Source organism: Streptomyces sp. XM4193, from assembly GCF_023072595.1.
Lineage (GTDB): Bacteria > Actinomycetota > Actinomycetes > Streptomycetales > Streptomycetaceae > Streptomyces.
Genome location: NZ_JALLGK010000001.1, coordinates 1 through 26348 on the forward strand (window position 1 = coordinate 1; position 26348 = coordinate 26348).

Consider the following 26348-nt stretch of genomic DNA (forward strand, 5'->3'; position numbering starts at 1 on the left):
TGTTACTCACCCGTTCGCCACTAATCCACCACCGAAGCGGCTTCATCGTTCGACTTGCATGTGTTAAGCACGCCGCCAGCGTTCGTCCTGAGCCAGGATCAAACTCTCCATGAATGCTTTCACCAGAAACACAAAGTGCTCCCGGTTGCACAGTCACAAGAGCGGAACCGGCACGAGCGGAAATACTCGACCGGTTCACAGCGTCCTCGCTGTGTATCTCTCAAAAGAACCACGTCTCCCACATGATGCAGGGACGGGGTATCAACATATCTGGCGTTGACTTTTGGCACACTGTTGAGTTCTCAAGGAACGGACGCTTCCTTTGTACTCACCCAATCTCTCGGGCTTTCCTCCGGGCTTCCCTTCGGTGTTTCCGACTCTATCAGACTCTTTTCCGTCCCGTTTCCGGTCTGGATTCGAAATCCGATTCCCCTGTCGGCGGGGCGCCGTCTCCGGCGTGATCACCACGTTAGTAGATTTCCCCGCCGACTCAAAATCGAGCCGACCGAAACCGAATTCGGACACACCAGAACAGGCATACCGAACAGAGCCTCGAAAGAGGAACTGCTGCAAGAGGTGACGCCACCGGAGAGGTGGCAGAAGCGCCGCACACAAAACCGCGCAGGTCCGTGGCAACTCGGAGAACACTACGGATGGGGGTGGGGCGTGTCAACTTCGGCCAACTGACCATGTTTAGAACGGAGTTGGCCGCTCGGGACGCCTCGGTCGAGCTGTACGGAGACCCGGTCCAGCAGGCGGATCAGCATGTCCCCGAGCTGAGTGCGCTCCTTGACCGTGAAGTCCTGGAGCAGCTCCTCCTCGAAGGCGGACGCCTCGCGCATGACCTCCAGCCACTTCTCCCGGCCCTCGTCAGTGAGCCCGACGATGACGCGCACCCGGTTCTCGGTGTCGCGCTCCCTGGTGACCAGGCCGGCCGCGACCATGCGGTCGATGCGGTGGGTCATGGCGGCCGGGGTGAGACCGAGGTGGCGGGCGATGGTGCCGGGCCAGAGCTGGTAAGGGCTGCCGACCATGACGAGCTCCTTGAGGACCTCCCACTCGGCGCTGCTGAGTCCCAGCGCCGCGAGCTGTCTTCCGTACGCGACGCTCATCCGCCGGTCGAGCCTGCTGAGTGCGTTCACGACTCGTTCGACCTGGGGGTCGAGGTCGCGGTGCTCGCGCTGGTAGATCGCGATCTGCTCGTCGAGTGACGACCTGGGGTCAGCCATGCGGCGAGTATCGCACGCGGGGCGTTAGCACTGAAGGCTTGCGGTATGTATCCTTTAGCTTCGAACTTTAGTAGTGAAGTCTTCACTCCTCAGTCTCATGCTCGTACCTCGCCCTGCCGCAGCGGCTCCACGCGTCAGGGCCGCCTCCGTGCGCGGTGCGTCGCGTCGACGGAGTTGTGGCGGCCGGGACTTGGGAAGGTGAGCGGTGAGGACCGAGACGGGCGGCATGCTGCGCCGCATCCAGCTGGGCAACGCCCTGAGCGCGTTCGGCAGCGGCTTCACGGTGCCGTACCTCTTCGTCTATGTGGCGAACGTGCGGGAGCTGGGGCCCGGCACCGCCGGCGCGGTGCTTGCCGCCTTCGCCGCCGCCGCGCTGTTGGTGCTGCCCTTCGTGGGGCGGGTGATCGACCGGCGCGGGCCCGTGCCCGTGGCCATGGTCGGCACCGGTGCGGCATCGTTCGGCGCGCTGGGTTTCGGTCTCGCGGCGAGCGCGCCGACGGTCTTGGCCTCGGCTGCGGTGATGGGCGGAGGCATCGCCGTGGTGCAGCCGGCACTGGCGACGATGATCGTCCGGTGCTCGACGGCGACCACGCGGTCGCGGGCGTTCGCGACGCAGTTCTTCCTCAACAACCTGGGGATGGGCCTCGGCGGGCTGCTCGGCGGACAACTGGTCGACGAGGCGCACGCGTCGAGCTTCACCCTGCTCTTCTGCGTCGAGGCGGCGATGTTCGTCGGGCTGGCCGTGGTGCTGGCGACGGTGCGGCTGCCGGCCCCGTCCCCGACGGCCGACACACCGGTGGCCCGCGCGGGCGCGCCCGCGCAGGTCGGCGCCGCCGTCGGCGGGCGGAACCGTCCGCGGAACGGGTGGGGCGCGCTGCTCAGGGACCGCCCGATGGTGCTGCTCTGCGTCCTCGGCTTCGTCCTCTTCTTCACCTGCTACGGGCAGTTCGAGTCCGGTCTCGCGGCATACGGGGTCGAGGTCACCGGGATCTCCACGTCGACGCTGGGCCTGGCGCTCTTCGCCAACACGGCGATGATCGTGCTCACGCAGTTCGTGGTGCTGCGGCTGGTCGAGGGGCGGCGCCGCAGCCGGGTCATCGCGCTGGTCGGCGCGGTGTGGACCGTCGCGTGGATCGCGGCGGGCGTCTCCGGCCTGGTGCCGCACGCCCAGGCAGTGGCGACCGGTCTGCTGATCGGGACGTACGCCCTGTTCGGGATCGGCGAGGCGATGCTGTCGCCGACGGTGGCGCCACTGGTCGCCGATCTGGCGCCGGCCGGCCGGGTCGGCCAGTACAACTCGGCCTTCGCCCTGGTCAAGCAGCTGGGGGTATCGGTCGGCCCGGCGGTGGGCGGACTGATGATCGCGGCCCAGGTGTACGCGGCGTACGTGCTGCTGCTGATCGCCTGCTCGGTTGCGGTGAGCGTGCTGGCGCTGGTGCTCGGTCGACGGCTGGCCCCGGAGCACGACTGCCCGGGCAGCCGGGTGGTCGCCCGCAACGTTCCCCAGGGCCGGCCCGGTGCGGCAGCGGAGGCCGTGGCCGGTACGCACATCGGCGCGCCCGCGGACGCGCAGGCGCCGACGGACTCACGTGCGCCCGCGGACACGGAGGTTCGCGGGCGGTTGGCGACGACGGCCGGGTAGCCGGAGCCCGATCGCCCACCGGCGGGGCCCGGGCCCGCGAGGTCAGTCCCCTGAGGTCACCCCTGGGATCGGTCCCGCGGGGCTCGGTCCCGCGGGAGTCGGTCCCGCGAGGTCAGTCCGGCAGGGCGAACTCGCACCAGACGGCCTTGCCGCCGCCCGGTGTGCGGCGGCTGCCCCAGGACGAGCCGATGGTCGCGATGATCGAGATGCCCCGGCCGGCCTCGTCGGCGGTGTCGGCGCGGCGGCGGCGCGGGAGGTGGTCGTCGCCGTCGGTGACCTCGACGATCAGCCGGCGGTCGGTTCGCCGCAGCCGCAGCCGCATCGGCGGGGTGCCGTGCTGGAGGGAGTTGGCGACCAGCTCGCTGGCGGCGAGCACGCCGAGGTCGTGCAGTTCGCGCGGGAAGCGCCAGGAGGCGAGGACTCCGGAGGCGAACGCCCGGGCGCGCGGGGCGGCCTCGGTGCCGCCGAGCAGGTCGAGCGCGGCGTTGCGGAAGAGGTCGGCGTCCGGTCCGGCGTGGTCGGGCTGGTGGATGACAAGGATCGCGAGGTCGTCGTCGTGCTCGGCGGTGATTCCGAGCGCGCGCTGGAGCCGGTCGCAGACGACCTCCGGTGTGCCGGTGGCGCCGGAGAAGGCGTGCTCCAGCCGCGCGACGCCCTCGTCGATGTCCGCGTCCCGGCGCTCCACCAGGCCGTCGGTGTAGAACACCGCGCCGGCGCCCTCCCCGAACGGGATCGAGCCGGAGGTGTGCAGCCAGCCGCCGGTGCCCAGCGGCGGACCGGTCGGCTCCTCGGCACGGTGCACGGTGCCGTCCGGTTCCCGCACCAGGATGGGCAGATGACCGGCCGAGGCGTAGGTCAGACTGCCCTCGCTCGGGTCGTGCACGGCGTAGACGCAGGTGGCGATCTGGCTGGCGTCGATCTCTGCGGCCAGACCGTCGAGCAGCTGCAGGATCTCGTGCGGCGGGAGGTCGAGTCGCGCGTACGCGCGTACGGCGGTGCGGAGTTGGCCCATGACTGCGGCGGCGCGCACGCCGCGGCCCATCACGTCGCCGATGACCAGCGCGGTGCGGCCGGCTCCGAGCGTGATGACGTCGTACCAGTCCCCGCCGACGGCGGCCTCGGTACCGCCCGGCTGATAGGTGGCGGCGACGCGCAGATCGTCGGGGTGCTCCAACTCCTGTGGCAGCAGGCTGCGTTGGAGCGTCACGGCGGCGGCCCGCTGGCGGGCCTCGCTGGCCCGCAGCCGTTCGGCGGACTCGACCTGGTCGGTGACGTCGGCGGCGAAGACCAGCACCCCTCGGTCGCTCGCCTCCAGCTCGATGGGCGTACACGTAAAGGTGAAGAAGCGCGGACGGTCGCCGTCGTCGATGCGGCGGGCCTTGACCGTACGGGGCTTGCCGCTGCGCTGGACCTGGTCCATCAGCGGGACGAGGCCGAGCTCGACGAGCTCGGGGAGGGCGTCGGCCGCCGGCGCCCCGGGATCGCGGGGCCCGAAGGCATGGGCGTACGCCTCGTTGACGTAGGAGACGCGGTGGTCCCGCCCGCGGACGATGACGACGGGCGCCGGCACCTGGCCGAGCAGCTCGCCGACCGTGAGCTCGTCCACGCTGCGCGGCGACGCGGACGTACTGCCGCCCTGGACGGCCCGGCCGCCCTCGCCGCGGGCCGCCGGGACCTCGCCGGCCGACGGCGTCGCGGTGGAGGGATCCTGAGGGGTCGCCGGGGCCGCGGAAAGGGCTTGCTCCGCCGACCGTCGCGCCGCCCGCACTGCTGCGGTGCGACGCTGGGAGCCGGGCAGGCGGGCGCTCCAGCGCGTGAAATTCACTGCGTTTCAGATCCGATTCTGCTGTGGGTGGTACCGGGACTGCTGGGGACGGTGTGCTGGTGGCGGTCAGCACACCTGGTGCCGGGGAGCGTGGTGGCGGGCACCCGTCGAGTCATCACGCTTCGCGTCGACCGACGCACCCATGGTCACATGCCCGGCGCGGTCGACGATCTGACCTTCGTCAGCGTTCCTCGGTGCGAGGACCTCCCCCGGCTGCGATCTCGAACTCCGCGCGGGGGTGCTCGAGCGAGCCGAGAGAGACGATCTCCCGTTTGAAGAATCCGGAGAGGACCCACTCGGAGAGAACCCGCATCTTGCGGTTCACCGTCGGCACGCGGCTGAGGTGGTAGACGCGGTGCATCAACCAGGCAGGGTAGCCCTTGAGCTTGCGACCGTACACGCGGGCCACGCCCTTGTGCAGGCCGAGCGAGGCCACCGAGCCGGCGTAGGCGTGCTCGTAGTCGACCAGCGGCTTGCCGCGGAGCGAGGCGACGAGGTTGTCACCGAGCAGCCGGGCCTGGCGTACGGCGTGTTGGGCGTTGGGCGCGCACTCCTGGCCGGGCTCGTCGTTCGTCAGATCGGGTACGGCTGCCGCGTCGCCGGCTGCCCAGGCGTTGGGCGTTCCCTCGATCTGGAGGGTGGCGCGGCAGCGCAGCCGCCCACGCTCGTTGCGGGGCAGGTCGGTGGCGGCAAGCACCGGACTCGGCTTGACGCCCGCGGTCCACACGAGCGTGCGGCACGGGTGCCGCGAACCGTCGCTGAGCACCGCGACCCGGTCCTCGCAGCTTTCCAGCCGGGTCTCCAGACGCACGTCGATACGGCGACCGCGCAGCTCCCGCACGGCGTACTTGCCCATCTCCTCGCCGACCTCGGGCAGGATGCGGTCGGTCGCCTCGACGAGGATCCACTTCTGCTCCTCCGGGCGGAGGTTGTGGTAGTAGCTGCACGCGTGGCGCGCCATGTCCTCCAGCTCGCCGAGCGCCTCCACGCCCGCGTAGCCGCCGCCGACGAAGACGAAGGTCAGGGCGGCGTCGCGGATCTCCGGGTTGCGGGTGGAGGAGGCGATGTCGAGCTGTTCCAGCACGTGGTTGCGCAGACCGATCGCCTCCTCGACCGTCTTGAAACCGATGCCGTGGTCGGCCAGGCCGGGCACCGGGAGGGTGCGGGAGACCGAGCCGGGTGCGAGGACCAACTCGTCGTAGTCGAGGGTGAGGTTGGCGCCGTCGGCGTCGGTGCGGTCCGTGGCGGTGGCGGCGCTGCCGGCCGCGGTGCTGCCGGAGCTGTTCGTGCTGCCGGAGTTGTTCGTGCTGCCGGTGGGCGTGCCGCTGTCGTTGGGGCCGATGGAGGTCTGGTCGATGGAGGTCTGGTCGGCGGCGATCGTGCGGACGTGGGCACGGCGCGCGGCGTGATCGATGGAACGGGCCTCACCGACGACGATGCGGCATTCGGAGAGCACGCGGCGCAGCGGGACGACGACGTGGCGGGGCGAGATCGAGCCGGCGCCGGCCTCCGGAAGGAACGGCTGGTACGTCATGTACGGCTCGGGGCTGACGACGACGATCTCGACGCCGGTGTCGGCGAGGTCGGGCGTGCTGCGGCCGGCCGGGACGGGGGCTTCGGCCGCCTGCGCGGAGGTCGTACCGGCGGGAGCGCCGGGGTCCGCGTCCGCGCGAATGTCGTCCGCGTTCTGGTGGGCGCGGCCCCGCTTGAGTTCCGCCTTGAGCTTCTTCTGCAGCCGCAGCGCCGTGTACATACCGACGTAGCCACCGCCGACCACCAGGATGCGGGTCGGGCGCTTGGCTGCTGGCTGGGTCGTCTTCGACACCTGTCCGTCCGTCACTCGTCCATGACGCACCGCCGGGCCGTTGTTTGTCCACAGGTCGCGCCGAATTGTGTGATCGCTGGAACCTGCAGCTCCGGTTGGCCCACCGAGGTGAACCGCGTCCCGAACATGCAGTTCAGCATGGGTTTCACCCGGTAACGCAACGGGCCAAACAGGGCGGATCGGAGTAGCCGGAAGATCGCGGGTGAGTCGGTCATCCATCTCACCTCTTCACTGATGACCAGCACTCAACTATGTTCGAGTGGTGGTCGGGAAGGAAACGGAAGCCCGTTTTCCGCCCGACCGGACAACGGGGCGTCTCCGGGGGGAGACATTGAACAACGGGGGCATTAATGCGTATTGAGGGTCTTACCGACCTCGGACAGACACATACCGACACAATTGGCGGTCTCCGTGGCGCAGTTGGCTACGGATCCGAGATGGTCGGCGTCGACCCGGGAAGCGGTGCGCCGCCCTGGGACGACGCGGTGCGGGCCTCTCCGGGCTCCACGCCCGCCGCAGCGCCGCCGCAGGGTAAGCCTCGGCAGCCCGCTCTGCGAGTCGACGCCCAACGGAACCTGGAGCACGTGCTGCGGGCTGCCCGCGAGGTGTTCGGCGAGGTCGGCTACGGGGCGCCGATGGAGGATGTCGCCCGCCGGGCGCGAGTGGGAGTCGGCACGGTGTACCGCCGCTTCCCGAGCAAGGACGTGCTGGTCAGGCGCATAGCGCAGGAGGAGACCGCACGCCTCGCCGAGCAGGCGAGATCGGCGCTGGCGCACGAGGGCGGGGGCTGGCCCGCGCTGGCCGGATTCCTGCGGAGCTCGGTGGCGTCGGGCGCCGGCAGGCTGCTGCCGCCGCACGTCCTGGCGGCGGAGGAGACCGAGGCGGGCGGCGTGCCGGAAGGCGTGCCGGGGCCCTCCGGGGAGGTCACGTCCTCCGGAGCCGGAGAGACCGCTGCGGCGGACGTCTCGCAGAGCGGCGGCACCGCATCGGCATCGGCATCGGCATCGGCATCGGCATCCCGAGCGTCCGGCGCGGAGCTGCGTGTTCCCGGGCAGCGCACCGAAGAGGGCGCGACGGAGACGACCGCGGTCTCCGGCGAGGCGGACTTCGATCCGTTCGCCCGCGAACTGCTCGCCGTGGTCGGCGAGTTGGTCGACCGGGCGAGAGCCGCCGGCGCGCTCCGGGAGGGAGTGTCGGTGAGCGACGTACTGCTGGTGATCGCCACCGCTGCGCCGTCCCTGCCCGACCTTCAGCAGCGCTCCGCGGCCTCCGACAGGCTGCTGGAGATTCTACTCGCGGGTCTGCGCACCGGCTGAGGTTCCCGTCGGCCGGCGGGGACGTGATCCGCCGGCCGACGGTTCGGTGGGCGCCGGCGGTCGGTGCGGCGGGTGCTCGGAGGGTGCGGCGAACCTTCGGAGCCTCGGTCGAGTGCTTACTCACGAAGCGGCCCACCCGGCACAGGCCAATGTGGCACTCTTTCCCGGTACTTGGCCGTGACAGGAACGCGGGGTGTCGGTGGTGGCCGCTACTGGACAGGACGGGCCGGACGGCACGGACGGACAGGCTGACGCCAACGACGCGGGCAGCTCGTCCACCGCGCCCAGGGTCCCCGGACAGGCCTCTTCGACGAGCCCCAGGGCAGCCGATCCAGGCCGTGCGGGTGCCGGTGCCGGTGCCGGTGAGAGCGTCGAAGGTGCCGATGGCGTCGGCGCGGACGGCGTGGACGGCGCGGGAGAAGCAGCGGCCGCGTCGGACGGATCCGCGCCCGCACGCTCCGTTCCGCAGCAGCGCAGCCGTGGCGCGGACGTCGTCCACGGCAGCGGCCCGGAGGACGACGACTCGGACACGGCGGACGGCGACACCGTCGGCGACACCGAGCTCATCTCCCGTATGCGCGGCGGCGACACGGGAGCGTACGACGAGCTCTACCGCCGCCACGCGGACGCCGTGCGCCGGTACGCGCGTTCCTGCTGCCGCGACTCCGACACCGCGGACGACCTCACCAACGAGGTGTTCGCCCGTACCTTCCAGGCCCTCCAGGGCGGCAAGGGCCCGGAGACGGCGGTACGGGCGTATCTGCTGACCTCGGTGCGGCACGCCGCGGCGGCATGGAGCAAGAGCGCACGGCGCGAGCACCTGGTCGACGACTTCGCGGTGTTCGCGGTCTCCGCGGTGGGTTCGCAGGCCGGCGGCGAGGACACCCAGGAACTCGGCGCGGACGTACGGGCGATGCACGAGGCCGAGCAGTCGATGGTCGTGCAGGCGTTCCGCACGCTGCCGGAACGGTGGCAGGCCGTGCTGTGGCACACCACCGTGGAGGACACCTCTCCGCGGGACGTCGCGCCGATGCTGGGCCTCACACCGAACGCCACGGCCGTACTGGCCCACCGGGCGCGCGAGGGTCTGAAGCAGGCGTACCTCCAGGCGCACGTCAGCCAGTCGCTGACCGAGGGCGGGGAGTGCTCGCGGTACGCGGACCGGTTGGGCGCGTACGCGCGCGGCGGGCTGCGGATGCGCGCCGAGCGCGGGCTGCGCCGGCACCTCGAGGAGTGCGCCAGGTGCCGGCTGGCCGCGGTCGAGGTCAAGGACGTCAACGACCGTCTGAGCGCACTGCTGCCGATCGCGGTCATCGGCTGGTTCGCCGCCGGTTGGTCGGCCAAGCTCGCCGGCGTCGTCGGCGGTGGCGCCGCAGCGGGAGCGGCGGGCACGGCCGCCGCGGCGGGCGGCAAGGCCGGCGCGGGAGGAGCGGCGTCGGAGGGCCTGGGCGCACCGGCGAAGGCGGGTGTCGCGGCCAGCGCGGTGGTCGCAGCGGCTGCCGCTGCAGCGCTGGTGTTGGCACTGTCGGGCAACCCCAAGGAGGAGGAGCCCCGACCGCCCCAGGCACAGCCCTCCGAGCAGGCGCCGCAGCCCGAACCCGAGCCGGAGCCCGATCCCAGCCAGAAGCCGGAGCCGCGGCCCGAGGAGCCCCGCCCCGAGCCCGAGCCGGAGGAGCCCGCGGATCCGCCGGCGCCCACGCCCACGCCGTCGACCCCGGCGCCCACTCCGACTCCCACCCCGACACCGACACCCACGCCGACACCCACGCCGACTCCCACTCCCACTCCCACCCAGGAGCCGGAACCCGAACCGGAGCCGGAGCCGGAGCCGTACGAGGTGCGCAACCTCTCCTGGGACCTGCTCGGTTCCAGCGACGAACCGGCGATCAAACTCACCGAGAGCACCTGGGTGTGGCAGCGCTCGACCCCCCGGGTCGGCGGTCGGGAGCAGGACCACGGCATCACCGTCGGCGGTCCGTCCTCCGTCAACATCGCCCTGAACCGGGAGTGCAGTTCCTACGAGGCGCTGGCCGGGGTGGACGATCTGACGCTGCTGGACCGCTCGGTGCGGTTCGCGGTCTACGGCGACGGCAGACAGCTGTGGCAGTCCGGCACCGTGCGTCGCGGCGACGCACCCGTACGGGTCGCCGTCCCGCTGGACGGCGTGCAGACGCTCCGGCTCGAAGTGACGCCCGAATCGGCGCTCGGAGCAGTGGTGTTGAGCACCTGGGCCAACTCCGTCATCCGCTGCTCCTGACCCGCGCGCGGCCCGGCGAGAACGCGGGTACGGGGGCTGCTCGCGTCGGCGGGCACGCGTGCACCCCGCGCACGGGTGCTAGAGCGCCGGGCGGTGCGGGGTGCTCGGTACGCCCGGTACGCCGACCACCGCGCGGCGCCGCGGTGCGTCCGCGCCCGTCCAGCAGCTGCCGCGGCGCTGCATCAGACGCGTCAACCACAGCTCCACCGCGACCAGTTGGTCCAGGCCCTCCAGCGGCAGCGGCTCGCCGTCGGCAGCGGACCGGAGCGCCTTGCGCACGACATGGGCCTCGATGATGCCCGCGTCGGCCAGCAGCGGAGCCCGGAACAGGTCCATCAGCGGTCCGATCGCCGCGCGGAGCCCCGCCCGCCCGGCGGCGGCGTGCACCGCGTACGTGGTGGTGCCCCAGCCGGGCGGCAGTTCGTGGACGCCCGCTCCGGCGAGTACGTCGCGCAGCACGGAGGCGCGTGCGCCGGGCCGCACCCGCATCGCCTCGGGGAGTTCACGGGCGGCGCGCACGACCTGGTTGTCCAGGAAGGGCGCGTGCAGACGCTGGTTGCGGACCTCGGCGGCCTGTTCGAGCACCCGGTAGTCCGCGGCCTGCCGGGCCAGCGCGGCCTGTGCGCGCAGCACGCCCGGGCGGCTGCCGATACCGCTCTCGGCGCGCATCGCGGCGGTCTCCAGCCGGACCGACACCTCCGCGAGCGCCTCCCCGGTCAACCAGCGGGCGGCAGGGCCGGGACGGCACCAACTCAGCGCGGCGAGCGAGGCGGACAGTGCACTGTCGGTGGCGTTGGCGCCGAAGTCGGACTCCCGCAGCGCCTGAGCGACGTCGGTGACCCCGTCGCGCTGGGTGGTTCGGGCGAGCCGGCGCGCCGCGCGGTAGACGGTGAACGGCACCGTCAGCGAGGCGCCCGAAGCGCCGTCCGCCACGGCCAACGCCGTTGCGGGGCGCAGCAGATGACGACGTTTGCGGTCCATCAGCAGATCGGCGAGGCGCGCCGGATGGGCGTCCAGCACCTGCCGCGCGCCGTATCCGGTGAACTGGTCGGCGCTGCCGCTCGCCAGCCGCAGCCGGTGCCGACCGGCCTGGACCAGCGCGGGCCCGGGCTCGTCCGTCAACGGAACCTTGTCGAGGTCGACGTAGGGCAACCCCTCCTCGGCCGCCGCGACCACCACATGGTGCAGCCGCGGGCTCTCGGCCACCGCGTGCGCGCGCTCCAGCTCGGCCTCGCGCTCGCTGTCCCCGCTCTGGGTCAGATCGTTGAAGGTGACCGCGAGCAGCCGCTCCCCCGCGACCGTTCCGGGGGTGCCCAGGATCGTGCCCGGAACGCCGGGCAGTCCGGCGGCGAGCAGCGCGAGCGTTGCCGACGCGGGGCCGCCGGAGAGGTCCGCGCCGACGCCGGGCGCGGGGCCGCGACCCGCACGGCGGTCGGCCGGGCCCATGCCGGGGATCGGCCCGGGATCCCGGCCGCCCCCGTCCCGGCCGCCCGCGTCCCGGCCGCCGTCGGGGCCGTACGCGCCGCCGTTGGTGTGGGCGCCGCCGTGGGCGTACGCACTGCCGTTTCCGTACGCACTGCCGTTGGTGTGGGCGCTGCCTCTGTCGGGGCCGTACGCACTGCCGTTGGAGGGGCCGTACGCGCCGCGGCCTCCGTTGCCGTACGCGCCGTCGCTGTCGTACGCGCCGTCGTTGCCGTAGGCGCCGTCGCTGCCGTCGTCGTACGCGGTGCCCGGCGGTGCGTGACCGTCGGGCACATGGCTGTCGGAGGCGTATCCGTTCGTGGTGCGCTGCTGCCCTCCCGGACCGTTCCGGACGTCAACGGGCCTGCTCTGCGCGGGAATCGCGTGCGCGCCGCGCCCGTCGGCGTGGTCGCCGCCGTAGTCGGCTCCGAAGGTGTCCGGTACGTGACGGGCCGCCGCGAGCCGGGCACGTACCGCGTCGACCAGTGCCTCACGCACGCCCTCGACCGCCTCCTCCGCCGGAATCGGCGGTGCGGCGACGACGGTGGGCGCCGTCGGCTCGTAACTGCTGATCTGCCGCGAACCCCCGTCGCGCAGAATCAGCGAATGCCCCGGCGGTACGCGTCGTACCTCGGCGTACGGGGTGGAGTCGCCCAGCGCCTCCGGCGCGTCGGGAACGGCGAGCAGCGCGGCGAGATGGCTGACATCCAGCTGCGCCTCGACCAGATCGGCGAGCGGCAGCGCGGCAGTCGCGTAGGCGGTGCCGCCGGCCCAGGGCGTGTGGAACACCGGGCGTACACCGGCGAGATCGGTGGCTACGGCGATACGGCGGCCGATGCGGACGACGGCGGTGTACGAACCCGGGTACGTCGTCAGATGCCGTACCGCCCCGCCTCTCGCCGCGAACAGGCCCACGCGCAACTGGTCGTCACTGGCGCCGCAGTAGCCGAAGACCGCGAGCCTGGTGTTGGCGTCGGCCTCGACGATGCGCACCTCGTCCGCACGCCAGTCGCCGACAGCCCACAACGGGTCGGGATCGCCCCAGAGTTGCTGCGCCCCCACCGGTTGCAGGGTCTGTGCGTGAGTCGCACCCGCGGCGGTGCTGCTCCATCCCACCAACCACCGCATCGACGCCTCCACCCGTGCCGGTCCGGCCGCACTGCCGCCTCGCTGTCATCTGGCTGCTGCAGGCTGCAAGTTGACTGTCGTTGTGTGGCCCATGCTGCCACGAGAGTGACGGCTTGGCTTCGGCAAGGTGCCCCGTTTGACGGTGTGTTGAACCCGTCACGCCGAACAACACGCGCTCCGGCGCACCACCCCGCACCACCACCGACGCCCGGACGGTACGCACCCCGACGCACACGCGACGTGCACAGCACGACCGCCGGACACGACGCACACCACGAACCACGGGCCACTCGACACTCCCGGCACCGTGCACTCCCTGCACCGACCCGCCGACAGCCCGCCCCCTTCGCACACGAACCGCACCCGCGCCGTCGAGGCCTGCCACGCCCCGCAGCCCGCCCCTGCCCGGGCAGTGCCCGCACCCCCACCGACGCGGCCCTCGCATCGCTTCCACCACGACCCGCACACCTCCGTGCGGAGCACCCCGCCGGTGCGGTAAAGTAACGCCGGAGCCAGGCTCACGGTCGGCTCACGCGGGCGTAGTTTAATGGTAGAACATGAGCTTCCCAAGCTCAGAGCGCGAGTTCGATTCTCGTCGCCCGCTCCACGACAAACCCCCAGGTCACCGACCTGGGGGTTGCTTGTTTCCGAGCCAGTTCAGCCCTCTTGCCCCACATCCACACCAGAAGGCCCGGCGGCTTTCTTCCCATGCCCAGCCGCCCCTCAGCAAACCGTCCTCAGCGGCGCCTCGACGACCTCACGAGCCGCCGGTCACGGACCTCACCCCGCCAGTACGACCGCACAAAGATCCTCAACCCTTCAGGTCGCTACAGCCAGGCGCGCGACCGGTCGCTGCTTCCGATCACTCCAACTCCCCGCATACAGCAGTCCACGCAAAACGGGCAAGCCAAGCTGAGTCGACCGCCAACACATCACAGCCTTGTGGCTACTCGCCTGCACGAACACCCACCTTCACGTGTACAAGTTCGTGGGACCGAACACCCATAGAGATGCCAGCCCCTACGCGGCCACAAGCTCAGGTTGCCGGCAGGCGGTAGTTCAGGACGTACGCGTCTGCCGCCATCACCGTGTCGCAGACCTCAACGGCCCGCCCCTTGGTGTCAAAGGCCGTACGGATCAGCTGGATGACGGGCACACCGGCAGACAGGCGAAGCGTCTTGACCTCTTGGGGAGATGGCATCCGCGCCCGGATCTCCTCGTCGAAGTGGTCGAGGTGGTGGCCGAGTTCTTCCAGCCGGGCGTAGATGCCACCAGGGCCGGGGTTGGGCTGAGCGATCGGAGTGTCGCGCGCCAGATCCAACGGCAGGTACGACACGGCGAACTCCACCGGCCGACCGTCCAGCAGATACCGCCGACGACGCGCCAACACCTTGCGCGGAGCGCCCAGTCGAGCAGAGATGTCAGCAGTCGGCCGCTCTTCCTTGACCACCAGGCTGTCCACCTCGGGACGACTCCCCGCGGCTTCCGCCTCCACGGTGAACGCCGACTTGCCCTGGTCCCGATGACGCCGCGCGAAGCGGTCCGACGCCAGCCGCCTCACCGGAGGCCGAGGCCGCACGAAGACGCCCTTGCCATGCTCGGACGAGACCAGCCCCTCCCCCTGAAGCAGCGAGATGGAGTTCCGGACGGTCATCCGGGAGACGCCGTAGTGCTCGACCAGATCCGACTCCGACGGGAGCTTGGCACCCTCAGCGAACTTCCCCCGGTCGATGGCTTCGCGCAGTTGGTCGGCGATCTGGCGAAACACAGCCCGGTCGCTGGTCGGGTCCAGCGAGCCCAGCGCACCGGATGACAGAGCGGTCATGAGTACTCCTTTAGATATCTAGACGAGAGCCTAAGTTCTGTTGCTACCGTGGAGCGAGCCTAGCCAGCCGATCACACGAGGAAGCCCAGACGTGAAAACCGCCGAGCGCCCCCATTCCGTGAGCGTCGCAGGCGTCATCGTGGACGAACGCGATCGCGCTCTGCTGATCAAGCGGCGCGACAACGGCCACTGGGAGCCACCAGGCGGAGTCGTCGAAGCCGGCGAAACCCTGCCGGACGCGCTCCAACGCGAGGTCCTGGAAGAGACCGGACTCAAGATCGCGCTTCCGGCCACACTGACTGGCGTCTACAAGAACATGACGGGCTTGATCGTGTCGCTCGTCTTCCGCTGCCGCGCCATCGACGGTCAGCCCACAACCGGCGACGAGACCAAGGCCCTGCACTGGGCCACCCGCGACGAGGTCACCCAACTCGCCAACGAGGCCTACGCAATTCGCGTACTGGACGCACTCGACGCCACCTCTCCCCCACCCGTCCGCGCACACGACGGCGTGAAACTCGTCTAGCACGACCTCACTGTCCATAGCGGCCTACCAGCACAAAGGAACTTGTATGGATGAGTATACGTGTAGAGAACTGGCTTGGGAACTGCTCTGTCCAGGCCTCCCCGAAGAAGTGGCCCGCGCCCGCCGCTGGACCCGCGACATCCTCACCAACTGCCCCTGCGCCGACGACGCCGCCTTGATCCTCACCAACTGCCCCTGCGCCGACGACGCCGCCTTGATCGTCACCGAGCTGGCCGCGAACACCGTCACCCACACCGCCAGCCCGAACTTCCGCCTCACCATTCACCGCACAGCCGACGCCGTCACCCTCAGCGTCACCGACAACGGCAGCAGCACCACCAGCCCGCACATCACCCGCGCCCACGACCACGAGACCCACGGACGGGGCCTCGAAATCGTCGCCGCCCTCGCCCAACACCTCTCAGTCACCCGCAACCCTCACGGCCACACCGTCACCGCCGAACTCCCCACCCACACAGTCGCGCTGCCAACCCACCACCAGGCACCAACATGCTGACCCGCCCACACCTCGCCACGAACCTCACCTACTGGTCGAACGCCACCGCGTTCGTACACCCCAGCCATCACCCCATCCCCTTGGGCAACGAACCCACCAACACTCCACGCCTGGCGCTTCGTTGGCTCCAAACCCGAGCAGCACACATCGCAGACCAACTCGACCCGGCAGAGTCCCGCCCCGCCCTCCACTGGCTCGACGACCACCAGGAGCACGAACACGCCTTACGCCTCCTCGCCCAAGGCGCCACGTACCGCTACACCATCTACGCCGACACCACCCGCTACGTACTCACCGCCCGACAGGTCCAACTCCAAGGACACCGCCCATGAACCAACCACCAAGCCCGGCAGACGAGTACGAGACCCACTACCGCTACGAGATCACCACCGCCATGAACCACGTCGTACGCGCCTGCCAAGACGTCGTCCGCCACCACAGCTACCAAGGCAACTGGACACCCAAGGGCACCGCCGACCCCATGGCACCCGCACACCGCGAACTCATCGCCCAGGCCCGCCAGGACGTACTCAACCAACTCCAACTCAGCATCCAGGCAGCCGAAACCATCGCCTACGAGATCGAACGCCACCGCCACCGCATCACCCGCAACCGCAGCGAGTAACAACTTTCTCTACGTCTTCAAGGCGGCTCGCTCCGCTCCCCGCGCGCGGCCCGGCTCCCCGGGCCGCCGCTCCTGTCTCCGCCCCGCTCCAGCCCGGTCCGCCGCTCCGCGCTCACGAGCTGCCGATTCAACCGAAGCTACGGCAGCCTAGCGACGATGCTGTACAGTCTTCTACGCGTTGAGGTTGAGAGCACCATCCAAACTCCCTTCAGTGCAACGTCCCACCCGTTGCATCGTCACGCTTTAGCCTTGCTGTGCTGCCATGGCGTCACAGCAGTTGGGCTCAACAACCGCATACAGCAGCGCCTACAGCGAGGGTGACGAACCACAAGGCCCCTTCGTGGCGCAGTACATGATCTTGAAGGCCCCATCTTTAACACCGAGTTGGGGCTCTTTCTATCTCCTTCTCACCACCACGCTTCAAGCCCCGGCCCAGGTCGGGGCTTTCTTGATGCTCGGAGGTTCCTGTGACAGAACATGTCTGGCCAGTCGTTACCCCCATCTACTTCCTCATAGCCGCTCTAGCAGGTGTCGTCGTGCTTCTTTCTGTTGTTGCGATGCTGGTCCACGTCATCGTGGCGAAAGCTCGACCCGAAGATCTGCCTCAGATCCTTCCAGGGCTGGGACAAGTGCTTGAGTCCTTAAGCCTGTTCTTGCCATGGAATCGGCGTGCGAAAGGCACCACCAAGATGCCGGTTCCGCCTCGAAAGGTTGATCGACGATGACGGCGCCCGAGAAGGTGGCCCAACCCGGTCAGAGCTCGACCGATACACGCTGGCGGATGCTTGAGGTTGAGGTGGATATACCGAGCCTCGACGTACAGGGCTGAGGGAGTCTTTAACTTCGGGTGGCCAGCGGGGCCCCTCCGAGAGCATGGAACGGGGGGCAGTGGGACCAAGAGCGCGGTGAGGGCCTGCGGCCCCACTCTGCCTGAGCGAGCGTACGCCCCCCGTTCCATGCTCTCGCCCCACAGACCACCCGAAGTCAAACACTCCCCCAACCCCTCGTTGGCAACGAGAGTGACCGTTAGGGTGTCGTGCCCGACGCGTGCCCGTTGGGGCGGTAAACCGGGGTCAACGACGGGGAGTTGGGGCCTGCCTGAAGTGCAGTAGGGGGCGCGAAGGTGCTGGTCAGACGGTCAACTCGCCCTGAAAGAGCGGTGATTCCCAAGCTCAGAGCGCGAGTTCGATTCTCGTCGCCCGCTCCACGACAAACCCCCAGGTCAGCGACCCGGGGGTTGTTTGTTGTTCAGACCAATCCAGGCCCGCGTGCCATTCGCGTGCCGCAAGTCGGCGATCAACGCAGCCAGTCACGCAGGCCAAGCCCCCGAACTCGGCGACTGACCCTGCATCAGCTCGAGTCCCGAGACATATTCCGTATGACCTGCACCACTGCCGTTCCCTCAACCATGGCGTCTGCGTGTGTTGTGCGCGCTCGGGTCTTCTCGTCGAAGTGGTTGAGCGAGTGACCCAGTTCTTCCAGCCGGGCGTGGATTCCACCGGGGCCGGGGTTGGGCTCTGCGATGGGGGCCGATTCCCTTGCGCCGACCGTCACGGTTCGAGGAGGCAGGACGCACGGCGCAAGTGGGCGGTGGCCGCAACGGCACCCCCGCAATCTGCGGTGTCGTTGCAGGTAGGACGGCGGATGCGGCAGGTGTCGGGGCTAGGAGGAAGCCGGGGCCTGCCGCCGCCGTAAGGAATCTGTCAAGGGGGCGTCAGGCTCACATAAGCGGACGAGGCCGTAGGTGTTTTCGGGTGTGTGCTGTGGCCGTGAGCAACTTCCCGACATCTGTCCAGGAGATCTGATGGCCGACTTGGCCTACGTCGCCGTCACCGCTGCCGTGTTCGCGCTGGTGGCGCTGGCCGCCCGGGGGGTGGCGAAGCTGTGACCGCCGAGAACATCGTCGGGCTGCTCGTCGCCGTCGGGCTGCTGGGGTACCTCGTCCTCGCCGTTCTGTGTCCGGAGAGGTTCTGAGCACCGGATGAGTCCCGTACTGACAAGTGTGCTGCAGGCGTCGGCGCTGATCGTGGCGCTGGCCCTGGTGCACCGCCCCTTCGGGGACTACATGGCCGCCGTCTTCGGCTCCCGCCGGCATCTGCGGGTGGAGCGGTGGATCTACCGTGCCGTGGGCGCCGATCCGAACGTGGAGATGCGCTGGGGCACCTATCTGCGGTCGGTTCTGGTCTTCTCCGGGGTGAGCGTGCTCGGGCTGTACCTGCTGATGCGGGTCCAGGACAGGCTGCCGCTCTCCCTCGGTTTCGAGGCGATCGGCCCGGACCAGGCGTTCAACACGGCCGTGTCGTTCGTGTCCAACACCAACTGGCAGTCCTATTCGGGTGAGTCGGCCATGGGCCACGTCACCCAGACCGCCGGGCTGGCCGTGCAGAACTTCGTGTCCGCCGCGGTCGGAATCGCCGTCGCGATCGCGCTGGTACGGGGCTTCGCGCGTTCCCGCACGGGGGAGGTCGGCAACTTCTGGACCGACCTGGTGCGCTGTGTGATTCGTATTCTGCTGCCGGTCTCCGCGCTCGCCGCGGTCGTTCTGGTGGCCTGCGGTGTCATCCAGAACTTCGGTGGTGTCCAGGAGGTCACCACGCTGACCGGGCAGACGCAGTCGGTCAGCCCGGGGGCGGTCGCCTCGCAGGAGGCGATCAAGAACCTCGGCACCAACGGCGGCGGTTTCTTCAACGCCAACGCCGCACACCCCTTCGAGAACCCCGACGGGTTCACGAACCTGCTGCTGGTCTTCCTCATGCTGTTGATCCCGTTCTCGCTGCCGAGGACGTTCGGCCGCATGGTGGGCAACGTCCGGCAGGGCTGCGCGATCGTGGCCGCGATGGGTTCCATCTGGTTGGTCGGCGTCATCGCGGTGTCCTGGGTGGAGTTCACGCACCCCGGAGCCGCCTCCCAACTCGCGGGCGGAGGCATGGAGGGGAAGGAGCAGCGTTTCGGGGAGGGCGCCTCGTCACTGTTCGCGGTCTCCACCACGATGACCTCGACCGGGTCGGTGAACGCCTCCCACGACTCCTTCCAGGGACTGTCCGGCGGAGTGCTGCTCCTGGGGATGATGCTCGGGGAGATCGCTCCCGGGGGTGTCGGGTCGGGGCTGTACGGAATGCTGATCATGGCAGTGCTCGCGGTCTTCGTGGCGGGTCTGATGGTGGGCCGTACGCCCGAGTACCTGGGCAAGAAGATCGGCGCCGGGGAGATGAAGCTGGCCGCCTGCTCGATCCTGGTCACACCCGCCCTGGTGCTGGGCGGCACGGCGGTCGCGATGGCCCTGCCGGACGGCGAGAGGGCCATGACGAACGTCGGCCCGCACGGTTTCTCGGAGGTTCTGTACGCCTTCACCTCGGCGTCCAACAACAACGGATCGGCCTTCGCCGGATTCGGCGCCGACACCCCGTTCTTCAACACCGCGCTGGGCCTGTGCATGGCCCTGGGACGGTTCCTGCCAATGGTGTTCGTGCTGGCGCTGGCCGGCTCACTCGCCGAACAACGGCCCGTACCGGCCTCCGCGGGCACTCTGCGCACCGAGAAGCCACTGTTCAGCAGCCTGCTGGTGGGAGTCGTCCTGATCGTCGCCGGTCTGACCTTCTTCCCGGCACTGGCCCTGGGACCGCTGGCGGAAGGTCTGGCGACATGACCACGCACCGAACGAACCGAAGGTACGAGGAAGAGATGCCGAGCCCCGCATCCGGCCACTCCCGCTCAGCGGCCGACTCCGTTCCGGCCCCGAACTCCGGTCCGCACGGCGAACACGCACGGGGCGAACGCCCGCACGACGCACGCCCGCACGGCGAAGTACGCCCGTACGGCGAACGCGCGCGGGGCGGGCGGGGCAGCCGGTCGGGCGACGGACTCGTCGCGCCCGCCCAACTGCCGGCCGCACTGCCCACGGCCTTCCGCAAGCTCGACCCACGGACCATGGTCGCCTCCCCGGTGATGTTCGTGGTGCTGGTCGGCTCCGTCGTCACCACGGGCCTGGCAGTGACGAATCCCGGTGACTGGTTCGGCTGGGTGATCGCCGCCTGGCTCTGGCTGACCGTCCTCTTCGCCAACCTGGCCGAGGCGGTGGCCGAGGGCCGGGGCAAGGCGCAGGCCGACACCCTGCGTGCGGCCAAGGCCGACACCACGGCCCGGCGACTCTCCGGAGCCGTGGAGGAGGAGGTGGCCGGGACAGAACTGCGCGTGGGCGACCGTGTGGTCTGCGAGGCCGGCGACGTCATACCCGGGGACGGCGACGTCGTGGAGGGCGTCGCCTCGGTGGACGAGTCCGCCATCACCGGCGAGTCCGCGCCGGTCATCCGGGAGTCCGGCGGCGACCGCAGCGCGGTCACCGGCGGTACGAAGGTGCTGTCCGACCGGATCGTCGTACGGATCACGGCGAAGCCGGGCGAGACCTTCATCGACCGGATGATCGGCCTCGTCGAGGGCGCCACCCGGCAGAGGACACCGAACGAGATCGCGCTGAACATCCTGCTCGCCGCACTCACCGTGGTCTTCCTGCTCGCCGTCGTCGCCCTCAAGCCGATGGCGGACCACGCCGGGGCCGGGGAGCAGACGTCGGTGCTGGTCCTCTGCGCCCTGCTGGTCTGCCTGATCCCCACCACGATCGGCGCGCTGCTCTCGGCGATCGGTATCGCGGGCATGGACCGGCTCGTCCGGCGGAACGTGCTCGCGATGTCCGGCCGCGCCGTGGAGGCGGCCGGCGACGTGTCGACGCTGCTGCTCGACAAGACCGGCACCATCACCCTCGGCAACCGCCGGGCCGCGGCGTTCCTCCCGGTGCCGGGCACCACCGAGGCCGAACTCGCCGACGCCGCCCAGCTGTCCTCACTCACCGACGAGACCCCCGAGGGCCGTTCGGTGGTCGTACTCGCCAAGGAGCGGTACGGACTGCGGGAGCGCCACGAGGGAGAGCCGGCCGACGCGTCCTGGGTGCCGTTCACCGCCCAGACCCGGATGAGCGGCGTGGACGTGGCGGAGAACGGCAGGGCGCGCAGCGTCCGCAAGGGCGCCGCCTCCGCCGTGCTCGCCTGGGTGGAGGAGCGCGGCGGCGAAGCGGCCGAAGCGGCACGGGACATCGCCGACCGGGTCGCCGAAGGGGGCGGCACCCCGCTCCTGGTGGCGGTCGACGACGCGGCAGGCGCCCGGGTCCTCGGCGTCGTACACCTCAAGGACGTCGTCAAGGAGGGCATGCGGGAACGCTTCGCCGAACTGCGCGCCATGGGGATCAGGACCGTGATGATCACCGGCGACAACCCGCTCACTGCCAGGGCGGTCGCACGGGAGGCCGGAGTGGACGACTTCCTCGCCGAAGCCACCCCCGAGGACAAGATGGCGCTCATCAAGCGCGAGCAGGCCGGCGGCAAGCTGGTCGCGATGACCGGTGACGGGACGAACGACGCCCCCGCGCTCGCCCAGGCCGACGTCGGAGTGGCGATGAACACCGGAACCTCGGCCGCCAAGGAGGCCGGGAACATGGTGGACCTGGACTCGGACCCGACGAAGCTGATCGAGATCGTGGAGATCGGCAAGCAACTGCTCATCACCCGGGGCGCGTTGACCACCTTCTCGATCGCCAACGACGTCGCCAAGTACTTCGCCGTGATCCCCGCGCTGTTCGCCGCGGCACACCCCTCGCTGGACCGGCTGAACGTCATGGGGCTGGCCTCGCCCGAGAGCGCGATCCTCGCCGCGGTCGTCTTCAACGCACTGGTCATCGTCGCGCTGGTGCCGCTCGCGCTGCGCGGAGTGCGCTACCGACCCCTGAGCGCGGACCGGATGCTCCGCCGCAACCTCGCCGTCTACGGACTCGGCGGCCTCATCACCCCGTTCGTCGGCATCAAACTCATCGACCTGCTCCTCGCCCTCGTCCCGGGAATCGGCTGATCATCATGAACACCTCACTGCACAGTCTCGGGCGCCAGGTGACCGCCGCCCTCCGCGCGCTGCTGGCCATGACCCTGGTGACCGGCGTGCTCTACCCGCTGGCCGTCACCGCCGTCGCACAGGGTCTGTTCGCGGACCGGGCGAACGGGTCCGTGGTCTCCGCCGACGGCCGAGAGGTCGGCTCCGAACCGATCGGCCAGACCTGGAACATCAGGGGCAGTGATGACCCCGACCCCCGGTGGTTCCAGGGCCGCCCCTCGCACAGCGCGTACGACCCCCTCGCCACCGGTTCGGGCCAGCTCGGTGCCGACGATCCCGGGCTGGTCGGGGCGGTCGCACGCGAGCGCGGCCGGGTGGCCGAGTTCAACGGCGTGCCCGAGTCCGACGTCCCCGCGGACGCCGTCACCGGCTCGGCCTCCGCCATCGACCCGCACATCTCCCCGGAGTACGCACGCCTCCAGGCGCCGCGGGTGGCCGAGGCCAACGACCTCACCGAGGAGCAGGTCCGCGCTCTGGTCGAGGAGCAGGTCACCGGCCGCTCCCTCGGTTTCCTCGGCGAACCGCGGGTGAACGTGCTGAGGCTCAACCTCGCGCTGAAGGAGCAGGCCGGACGGTGAGATCGTCGGAGGGCCGGCTCCGCTTCGGCCCACGACTCCCGAAACCGCCGGCGGCGGGGGCGGGGGCGAAGGTACAGAATCAGACCGGGTGGGCCTGTGCGGTGCGGGGCCCGCGGCTCGTCCGAAAAGGAACGCAGAACCATGGCACGCGGCACGCTACGCATCTACCTGGGCGCGGCCCCCGGCGTCGGGAAGACCTACGCCATGCTCGCCGAGGCGCACCGGCGCCTGGAGCGCGGTCCGGACTGCGTCGTCGGCGTGGTGGAACACCACGAGCGTCCGCGCACCGAGGTGCTGCTCCACGGACTGGAGCAGGTCCCCCGGCGGGAGATCGAGTACCGGGGCACCCGGTTCGCCGAGATGGACCTGGACGCGGTGCTGGCCCGCCGGCCACGCGTCGCCCTGGTCGACGAGCTCGCCCACAGCAACGTCCCCGGCTCCCGGCACGCGAAGCGCTGGCAGGACGTCGAGGTCCTGCTCGACGCCGGCGTCGACGTCGTCTCCACGGTGAACATCCAGCACCTGGAGTCGCTGGGCGACGTCGTCCAGTCGATCACCGGCGTCCGGCAGCGGGAGACCGTCCCCGACGAGGTGGTGCGGCGTGCCGACCAGATCGAGCTCGTCGACATGTCCCCGCAGGCGCTGCGCCGCCGCATGGCCCACGGGAACGTCTACCAGGCGGACCGGATCGACGCGGCGCTCTCCAACTACTTCCGCCCGGGAAACCTCACCGCACTGCGCGAGCTCGCCCTGCTGTGGGTCGCCGACCGGGTCGACGAGTACCTGCGTGAGTACCGGGGCGCGCACGACATCCGCTCCACCTGGCAGGCACGGGAACGCATCGTGGTGGGGCTGTCCGGCGGGCGTGAGGGGCGCACTCTGATCCGCCGGGCCGTGAGGCTCGCGGAGAAGGGCGCGGGCGGCGAGGTACTCGCTGTCTACGTCACACGCTCAGACGGTCTCACCACGACCTCGCCGCAGGAGATCGCCGCCCAGCGGGAGTTGGTCGAGAGTCTCGGCGGCACCTTCCACCACGTGGTCGGGGACGACGTTCCGCAGGCGCTGCTCGATTTCGCACGCGGTGTCAACGCCACCCAGATCGTCCTCGGGGCCAGCCGCAGGAAGTTCTGGCAGTACGCCTTCGGACCCGGCGTGAGCACCACCACCGCCCGCCAGTCCGGCCCGGACCTGGACGTGCACATCGTGACGCACGAGGAGGTCGGTGCGGGCCGCGGCCTGCCCACCTCCGGAACCGCACGGCTGGGTCGCGCCCGGATCGTCTGGGGCTGGCTCATCGGCGTGGCCGGGCCCGTGCTGCTCACGGTGCTGCTCGCTCTTGTCGTCGGCAGACGTTCGGAGGGGGAGGGGCCGGGCCTGGCCAACGAGGTCCTGCTCTTCCTCGCGCTCACCGTCTGCGCGGCGCTGTTGGGCGGCCTGCGCCCGGCCCTGGCCTCGGCGGCGGTCAGCTCGGCGCTCCTGAACTGGTACTTCACTCCGCCCGTCCGGACCTGGACCGTCACGGACATGGGCAATGTGCTCGCCCTCGGAGTCTTCCTCGCGGTCGCCCTGGCGGTCTCCTCCGTCGTCGACCAGGCCGCCCGCAGAGCACACCAGGCGTCCCGGCTGCGCGCCGAGGCCGAGACGCTGTCCTTCATCGCCGGCGGCGTACTGCGCGGTGACACCAGCCTGGAGACGCTGCTGGCCCGCATCCGCGAGACGTTCGGCATGGAGACGGTCGCGCTGTGGGAGCGCACCTCGCCGACCGGGCAGTGGACGTGCGCCGCGTGGACGGGAGGCGCGAAGCCGCCGCGACCGGGCGGCGCGGACGTCGACATGCCGGTCGGGGACGACATGACGCTCGCGCTCGCCGGTCGGGTCCTTCCGGCGGCGGACCGTCGCGTCCTGGCCGCCTTCGCGGCCCAGGCCGCGGGGCTGCTCAACTGGCAACGCCTCCGGCTCGCCGCCGACGAGGCCGACGAGCTCGCGGAGGGGAACCGGATGCGCACCGCCCTGCTCGCAGCCGTCAGCCACGACCTGCGCACGCCCCTGGCGGGCATCACCGCGTCCGTCACCTCGCTGCGTTCGGACGACATCACCTGGTCGCCCGAGGACGAGGCCGAGCTGCTGGCAGGCATCGAGGAGAGCGCGGCCCGCCTCGACCACCTCATCGGGAACCTGCTCGACATGTCCCGGCTGCAGACCGAGACAGTGCGTCCGCTGATCCGCGAGGTCGATCTGGACGAGGTGGTGCCCGGCGCGCTCGGCGGAGTCCCGCTGGACCGTGTCGTCCTGGACATCCCGGAATCCATGCCCATGGTGTCCGCGGACCCCGGGCTGCTGGAACGTGTCGTCGCCAACCTTGTCGAGAACGCCGTCAAGCACGCTCCCCCCGACAAACCGGTGAAGGTCGCCGCGAGCTCGTTGGGCAACCGCGTGCAGCTGCGGATCACGGACCGCGGTCCCGGCGTACCCGACAGCGCCAAGCCGGGCATCTTCGAACCCTTCCAGCGTTACGGAGACAGCCCGCGCGGCTCCGGCGTCGGCCTCGGCCTCGCTGTCGCGCGCGGCTTCGCCGAGGTCATGAACGGCACCCTGGAGGCCGAGGACACACCGGGCGGAGGCATGACCATGGTGCTGACCCTCCGGGCGGCCGAGCCGCACCCCGACGACCTCCCCGACCTGCCTTCCCCAACCTTCGGCTGACGCCGCACGCCCCGGAAAGAGGACCCGTGACCCGCGTACTCGTGGTCGACGACGAACAGCAGATCATCCGAGCCCTGGTGATCAACCTCAGAGCCCGTGAGTACGTCGTCGACACGGCCCACGACGGCGCCACCGCCCTGACGCTGGTCGCCGAGCGGCAACCCGACGTGATCATCCTCGACCTGGGGCTGCCCGACCTCGACGGTGTCGAGGTGATCCAGAGCATCCGCGGCTGGACGCGCGTGCCCATCCTGGTGCTCTCCGCACGGCAGACATCGAACGAGAAGGTCCGGGCCCTGGACGCCGGCGCGGACGACTACGTCACCAAGCCGTTCGGGATCAACGAGCTGATGGCCCGGCTCCGCGCCGCCGTCCGCCGCGCCGAACCCGTGGCCGACGACGAACGGCTGACGGTGGAGACCCCGACCTTCCGGATCGATCTGGCCGCCAAGCGCGTCCGGCGCAACGGCCAGGACGTCCGGCTGACGCCGACCGAGTGGCACCTGCTGGAAGTCCTCGTACGCACCCCGGGGCGCCTGGTCTCCCAGCAGCAGCTCCTGCACGAGGTGTGGGGACCGACTTACGACACCGAGACGCACTATCTGCGCCTCTACATGGCCCAGTTGCGCCGCAAACTCGAGGCCCGGCCCTCGAAGCCCCGGCACTTCATCACCGAACCGGGCATGGGCTACCGCTTCGAGCCCTGACCCGGCCCGACCCGGCCTCGGCCTGTGGAACCGTGACGACGACGCCACGATGAGACGACCTGCAGACCACTCGCGATGACGTGCCGCTGCGTTTTTCTGCGTGCCGCTGCGTGCCGTTCAGGGCGGTCCAACAGCGGTCGCTCGGGGCCTCACCAGGGGTTCCCAGAAGCTGCTGTCGAAGCCGTTCGCGCTGGTGAGACGCCACTTCGGACCATCGGTGCCGGGAGTCGGGGGTTGGTGGTCGGGGGAA

At 70.3% G+C, this 26348-nt stretch carries 19 protein-coding genes, 1 tRNA gene, 1 rRNA gene and 1 pseudogene; 15 read left to right on the forward strand and 7 right to left on the reverse strand.

The annotated features are described in order from the left end of the window. Positions 1–114 (reverse strand): 16S ribosomal RNA (locus MTQ01_RS00005); the annotation flags it as partial. Positions 115–647: 533 nt separating this feature from the next. Beyond that, positions 648–1229 carry a MarR family winged helix-turn-helix transcriptional regulator gene (locus tag MTQ01_RS00010; RefSeq protein WP_247486216.1) on the reverse strand — a complete coding sequence of 194 codons (582 nt, stop codon included), beginning with the start codon at positions 1227–1229 and terminating at the stop codon, positions 648–650. A 205-nt stretch (positions 1230–1434) separates the two neighbouring features. Here MTQ01_RS00010 and MTQ01_RS00015 point away from each other — a divergent pair, with 205 nt between their 5' ends. Then, positions 1435–2871, forward strand: a complete 1437-nt coding sequence (locus tag MTQ01_RS00015) for an MFS transporter (protein ID WP_374207556.1) — start codon at positions 1435–1437, stop codon at positions 2869–2871. Positions 2872–2983: 112 nt separating this feature from the next. On the opposite strand, the gene MTQ01_RS00020 is transcribed toward MTQ01_RS00015, so the two are convergent. Further along, positions 2984–4696: a SpoIIE family protein phosphatase gene (locus MTQ01_RS00020; RefSeq protein WP_374207557.1), complete on the reverse strand. Its 1713-nt coding sequence runs from the start codon at positions 4694–4696 to the stop codon at positions 2984–2986. Positions 4697–4877: 181 nt separating this feature from the next. Then, complete coding sequence (locus MTQ01_RS00025; protein ID WP_374207623.1) at positions 4878–6230, reverse strand: NAD(P)/FAD-dependent oxidoreductase; 1353 nt, start codon at positions 6228–6230, stop codon at positions 4878–4880. Between the two features lie 728 nt (positions 6231–6958). Here MTQ01_RS00025 and MTQ01_RS00030 point away from each other — a divergent pair. Both MTQ01_RS00030 and MTQ01_RS00035 read left to right on the forward strand, forming a co-directional pair. Beyond that, the gene (locus MTQ01_RS00030) at positions 6959–7837 is read left to right on the forward strand and encodes a TetR/AcrR family transcriptional regulator (RefSeq protein WP_247486219.1); all 879 of its coding nucleotides are present in this window, start codon (positions 6959–6961) and stop codon (positions 7835–7837) included. Between the two features lie 202 nt (positions 7838–8039). After that, a complete protein-coding gene (locus MTQ01_RS00035) occupies positions 8040–10094 on the forward strand; it encodes a sigma-70 family RNA polymerase sigma factor (protein WP_374207558.1) in 2055 nt (684 codons plus the stop codon). Positions 10095–10172: 78 nt separating this feature from the next. On the opposite strand, the gene MTQ01_RS00040 is transcribed toward MTQ01_RS00035, so the two are convergent. Then, on the reverse strand, positions 10173–12683 hold the full coding sequence (locus tag MTQ01_RS00040) for an asparagine synthase-related protein (protein ID WP_247486220.1): 2511 nt from the start codon (positions 12681–12683) through the stop codon (positions 10173–10175). A gap of 533 nt (positions 12684–13216) precedes the next feature. Between MTQ01_RS00040 and MTQ01_RS00045 the strand changes: the two genes are divergently transcribed. After that, positions 13217–13290, forward strand: a tRNA-Gly gene (locus tag MTQ01_RS00045). Positions 13291–13719: 429 nt separating this feature from the next. Here MTQ01_RS00045 and MTQ01_RS00050 read toward each other — a convergent pair. Continuing rightward, positions 13720–14508 (reverse strand): GntR family transcriptional regulator, encoded by a 789-nt coding sequence (locus MTQ01_RS00050; RefSeq protein ID WP_247486221.1) that lies wholly within the window; start codon positions 14506–14508, stop codon positions 13720–13722. A gap of 118 nt (positions 14509–14626) precedes the next feature. Between MTQ01_RS00050 and MTQ01_RS00055 the strand changes: the two genes are divergently transcribed. From MTQ01_RS00055 to MTQ01_RS00070, 4 genes are read left to right on the forward strand one after another with little or no spacing between them, the layout of a single operon-like run. Beyond that, a complete protein-coding gene (locus MTQ01_RS00055; RefSeq protein ID WP_247486222.1) occupies positions 14627–15034 on the forward strand; it encodes an NUDIX hydrolase in 408 nt (135 codons plus the stop codon). 46 nt (positions 15035–15080) lie between these two features. After that, positions 15081–15551, forward strand: a complete 471-nt coding sequence (locus MTQ01_RS00060; RefSeq protein ID WP_247486223.1) for an ATP-binding protein — start codon at positions 15081–15083, stop codon at positions 15549–15551. Beyond that, a complete protein-coding gene (locus tag MTQ01_RS00065; RefSeq protein WP_247486224.1) occupies positions 15545–15883 on the forward strand; it encodes a hypothetical protein in 339 nt (112 codons plus the stop codon). Before MTQ01_RS00060 ends, MTQ01_RS00065 begins: the two co-directional genes overlap by 7 nt. Next, on the forward strand, positions 15880–16176 hold the full coding sequence (locus tag MTQ01_RS00070; protein ID WP_247486225.1) for a hypothetical protein: 297 nt from the start codon (positions 15880–15882) through the stop codon (positions 16174–16176). The genes MTQ01_RS00065 and MTQ01_RS00070 overlap by 4 nt, the downstream gene beginning before the upstream one ends. A gap of 1428 nt (positions 16177–17604) precedes the next feature. On the opposite strand, the pseudogene MTQ01_RS00075 reads toward MTQ01_RS00070, so the two are convergent. Beyond that, a pseudogene (locus MTQ01_RS00075) lies at positions 17605–17700 on the reverse strand (GntR family transcriptional regulator); the annotation flags it as partial. A 232-nt stretch (positions 17701–17932) separates the two neighbouring features. Here MTQ01_RS00075 and MTQ01_RS24755 point away from each other — a divergent pair. From MTQ01_RS24755 to MTQ01_RS00105, 7 genes are all read left to right on the forward strand, one after another. Beyond that, entirely contained in the window at positions 17933–18064 is a 132-nt protein-coding gene (locus MTQ01_RS24755; protein WP_282613110.1) for a hypothetical protein, read from the forward strand. After that, positions 18061–18150, forward strand: a complete 90-nt coding sequence (kdpF, locus tag MTQ01_RS00080) for a K(+)-transporting ATPase subunit F (protein ID WP_247486226.1) — start codon at positions 18061–18063, stop codon at positions 18148–18150. The genes MTQ01_RS24755 and kdpF overlap by 4 nt, the downstream gene beginning before the upstream one ends. 7 nt (positions 18151–18157) lie before the next feature. After that, a complete protein-coding gene (kdpA, locus tag MTQ01_RS00085; protein WP_247486227.1) occupies positions 18158–19822 on the forward strand; it encodes a potassium-transporting ATPase subunit KdpA in 1665 nt (554 codons plus the stop codon). Positions 19823–19857: 35 nt separating this feature from the next. Then, the gene (kdpB, locus tag MTQ01_RS00090) at positions 19858–22071 is read left to right on the forward strand and encodes a potassium-transporting ATPase subunit KdpB (protein WP_247486228.1); all 2214 of its coding nucleotides are present in this window, start codon (positions 19858–19860) and stop codon (positions 22069–22071) included. A gap of 5 nt (positions 22072–22076) precedes the next feature. Next, positions 22077–22688, forward strand: a complete 612-nt coding sequence (locus MTQ01_RS00095) for a potassium-transporting ATPase subunit C (protein WP_247486229.1) — start codon at positions 22077–22079, stop codon at positions 22686–22688. Positions 22689–22829: 141 nt separating this feature from the next. Continuing rightward, a complete protein-coding gene (locus MTQ01_RS00100) occupies positions 22830–25391 on the forward strand; it encodes a sensor histidine kinase KdpD (RefSeq protein WP_247486230.1) in 2562 nt (853 codons plus the stop codon). A gap of 26 nt (positions 25392–25417) precedes the next feature. After that, a complete protein-coding gene (locus tag MTQ01_RS00105) occupies positions 25418–26098 on the forward strand; it encodes a response regulator (RefSeq protein WP_247486231.1) in 681 nt (226 codons plus the stop codon). The last annotated feature ends 250 nt before the right edge of the window (positions 26099–26348 follow it).

Excerpts from the sequence above, each read along its gene's own strand:
- MTQ01_RS00040 (WP_247486220.1), bottom strand. The coding sequence starts at position 12,683 with ATGCGGTGGTTGGTGGGATGGAGCAGCACCGCCGCGGGTGCGACTCAC.
- kdpA (WP_247486227.1), top strand. The coding sequence starts at position 18,158 with ATGAGTCCCGTACTGACAAGTGTGCTGCAGGCGTCGGCGCTGATCGTG.
- MTQ01_RS00025 (WP_374207623.1), bottom strand. The coding sequence starts at position 6,230 with ATGACGTACCAGCCGTTCCTTCCGGAGGCCGGCGCCGGCTCGATCTCG.
- MTQ01_RS00030 (WP_247486219.1), top strand. The coding sequence starts at position 6,959 with ATGGTCGGCGTCGACCCGGGAAGCGGTGCGCCGCCCTGGGACGACGCG.
- MTQ01_RS00065 (WP_247486224.1), top strand. The coding sequence starts at position 15,545 with ATGCTGACCCGCCCACACCTCGCCACGAACCTCACCTACTGGTCGAAC.
- MTQ01_RS00050 (WP_247486221.1), bottom strand. The coding sequence starts at position 14,508 with ATGACCGCTCTGTCATCCGGTGCGCTGGGCTCGCTGGACCCGACCAGC.
- MTQ01_RS00070 (WP_247486225.1), top strand. The coding sequence starts at position 15,880 with ATGAACCAACCACCAAGCCCGGCAGACGAGTACGAGACCCACTACCGC.
- MTQ01_RS00010 (WP_247486216.1), bottom strand. The coding sequence starts at position 1,229 with ATGGCTGACCCCAGGTCGTCACTCGACGAGCAGATCGCGATCTACCAG.
- MTQ01_RS00100 (WP_247486230.1), top strand. The coding sequence starts at position 22,830 with ATGGCACGCGGCACGCTACGCATCTACCTGGGCGCGGCCCCCGGCGTC.
- MTQ01_RS00060 (WP_247486223.1), top strand. The coding sequence starts at position 15,081 with ATGGATGAGTATACGTGTAGAGAACTGGCTTGGGAACTGCTCTGTCCA.
- kdpB (WP_247486228.1), top strand. The coding sequence starts at position 19,858 with ATGCCGAGCCCCGCATCCGGCCACTCCCGCTCAGCGGCCGACTCCGTT.
- MTQ01_RS00095 (WP_247486229.1), top strand. The coding sequence starts at position 22,077 with ATGAACACCTCACTGCACAGTCTCGGGCGCCAGGTGACCGCCGCCCTC.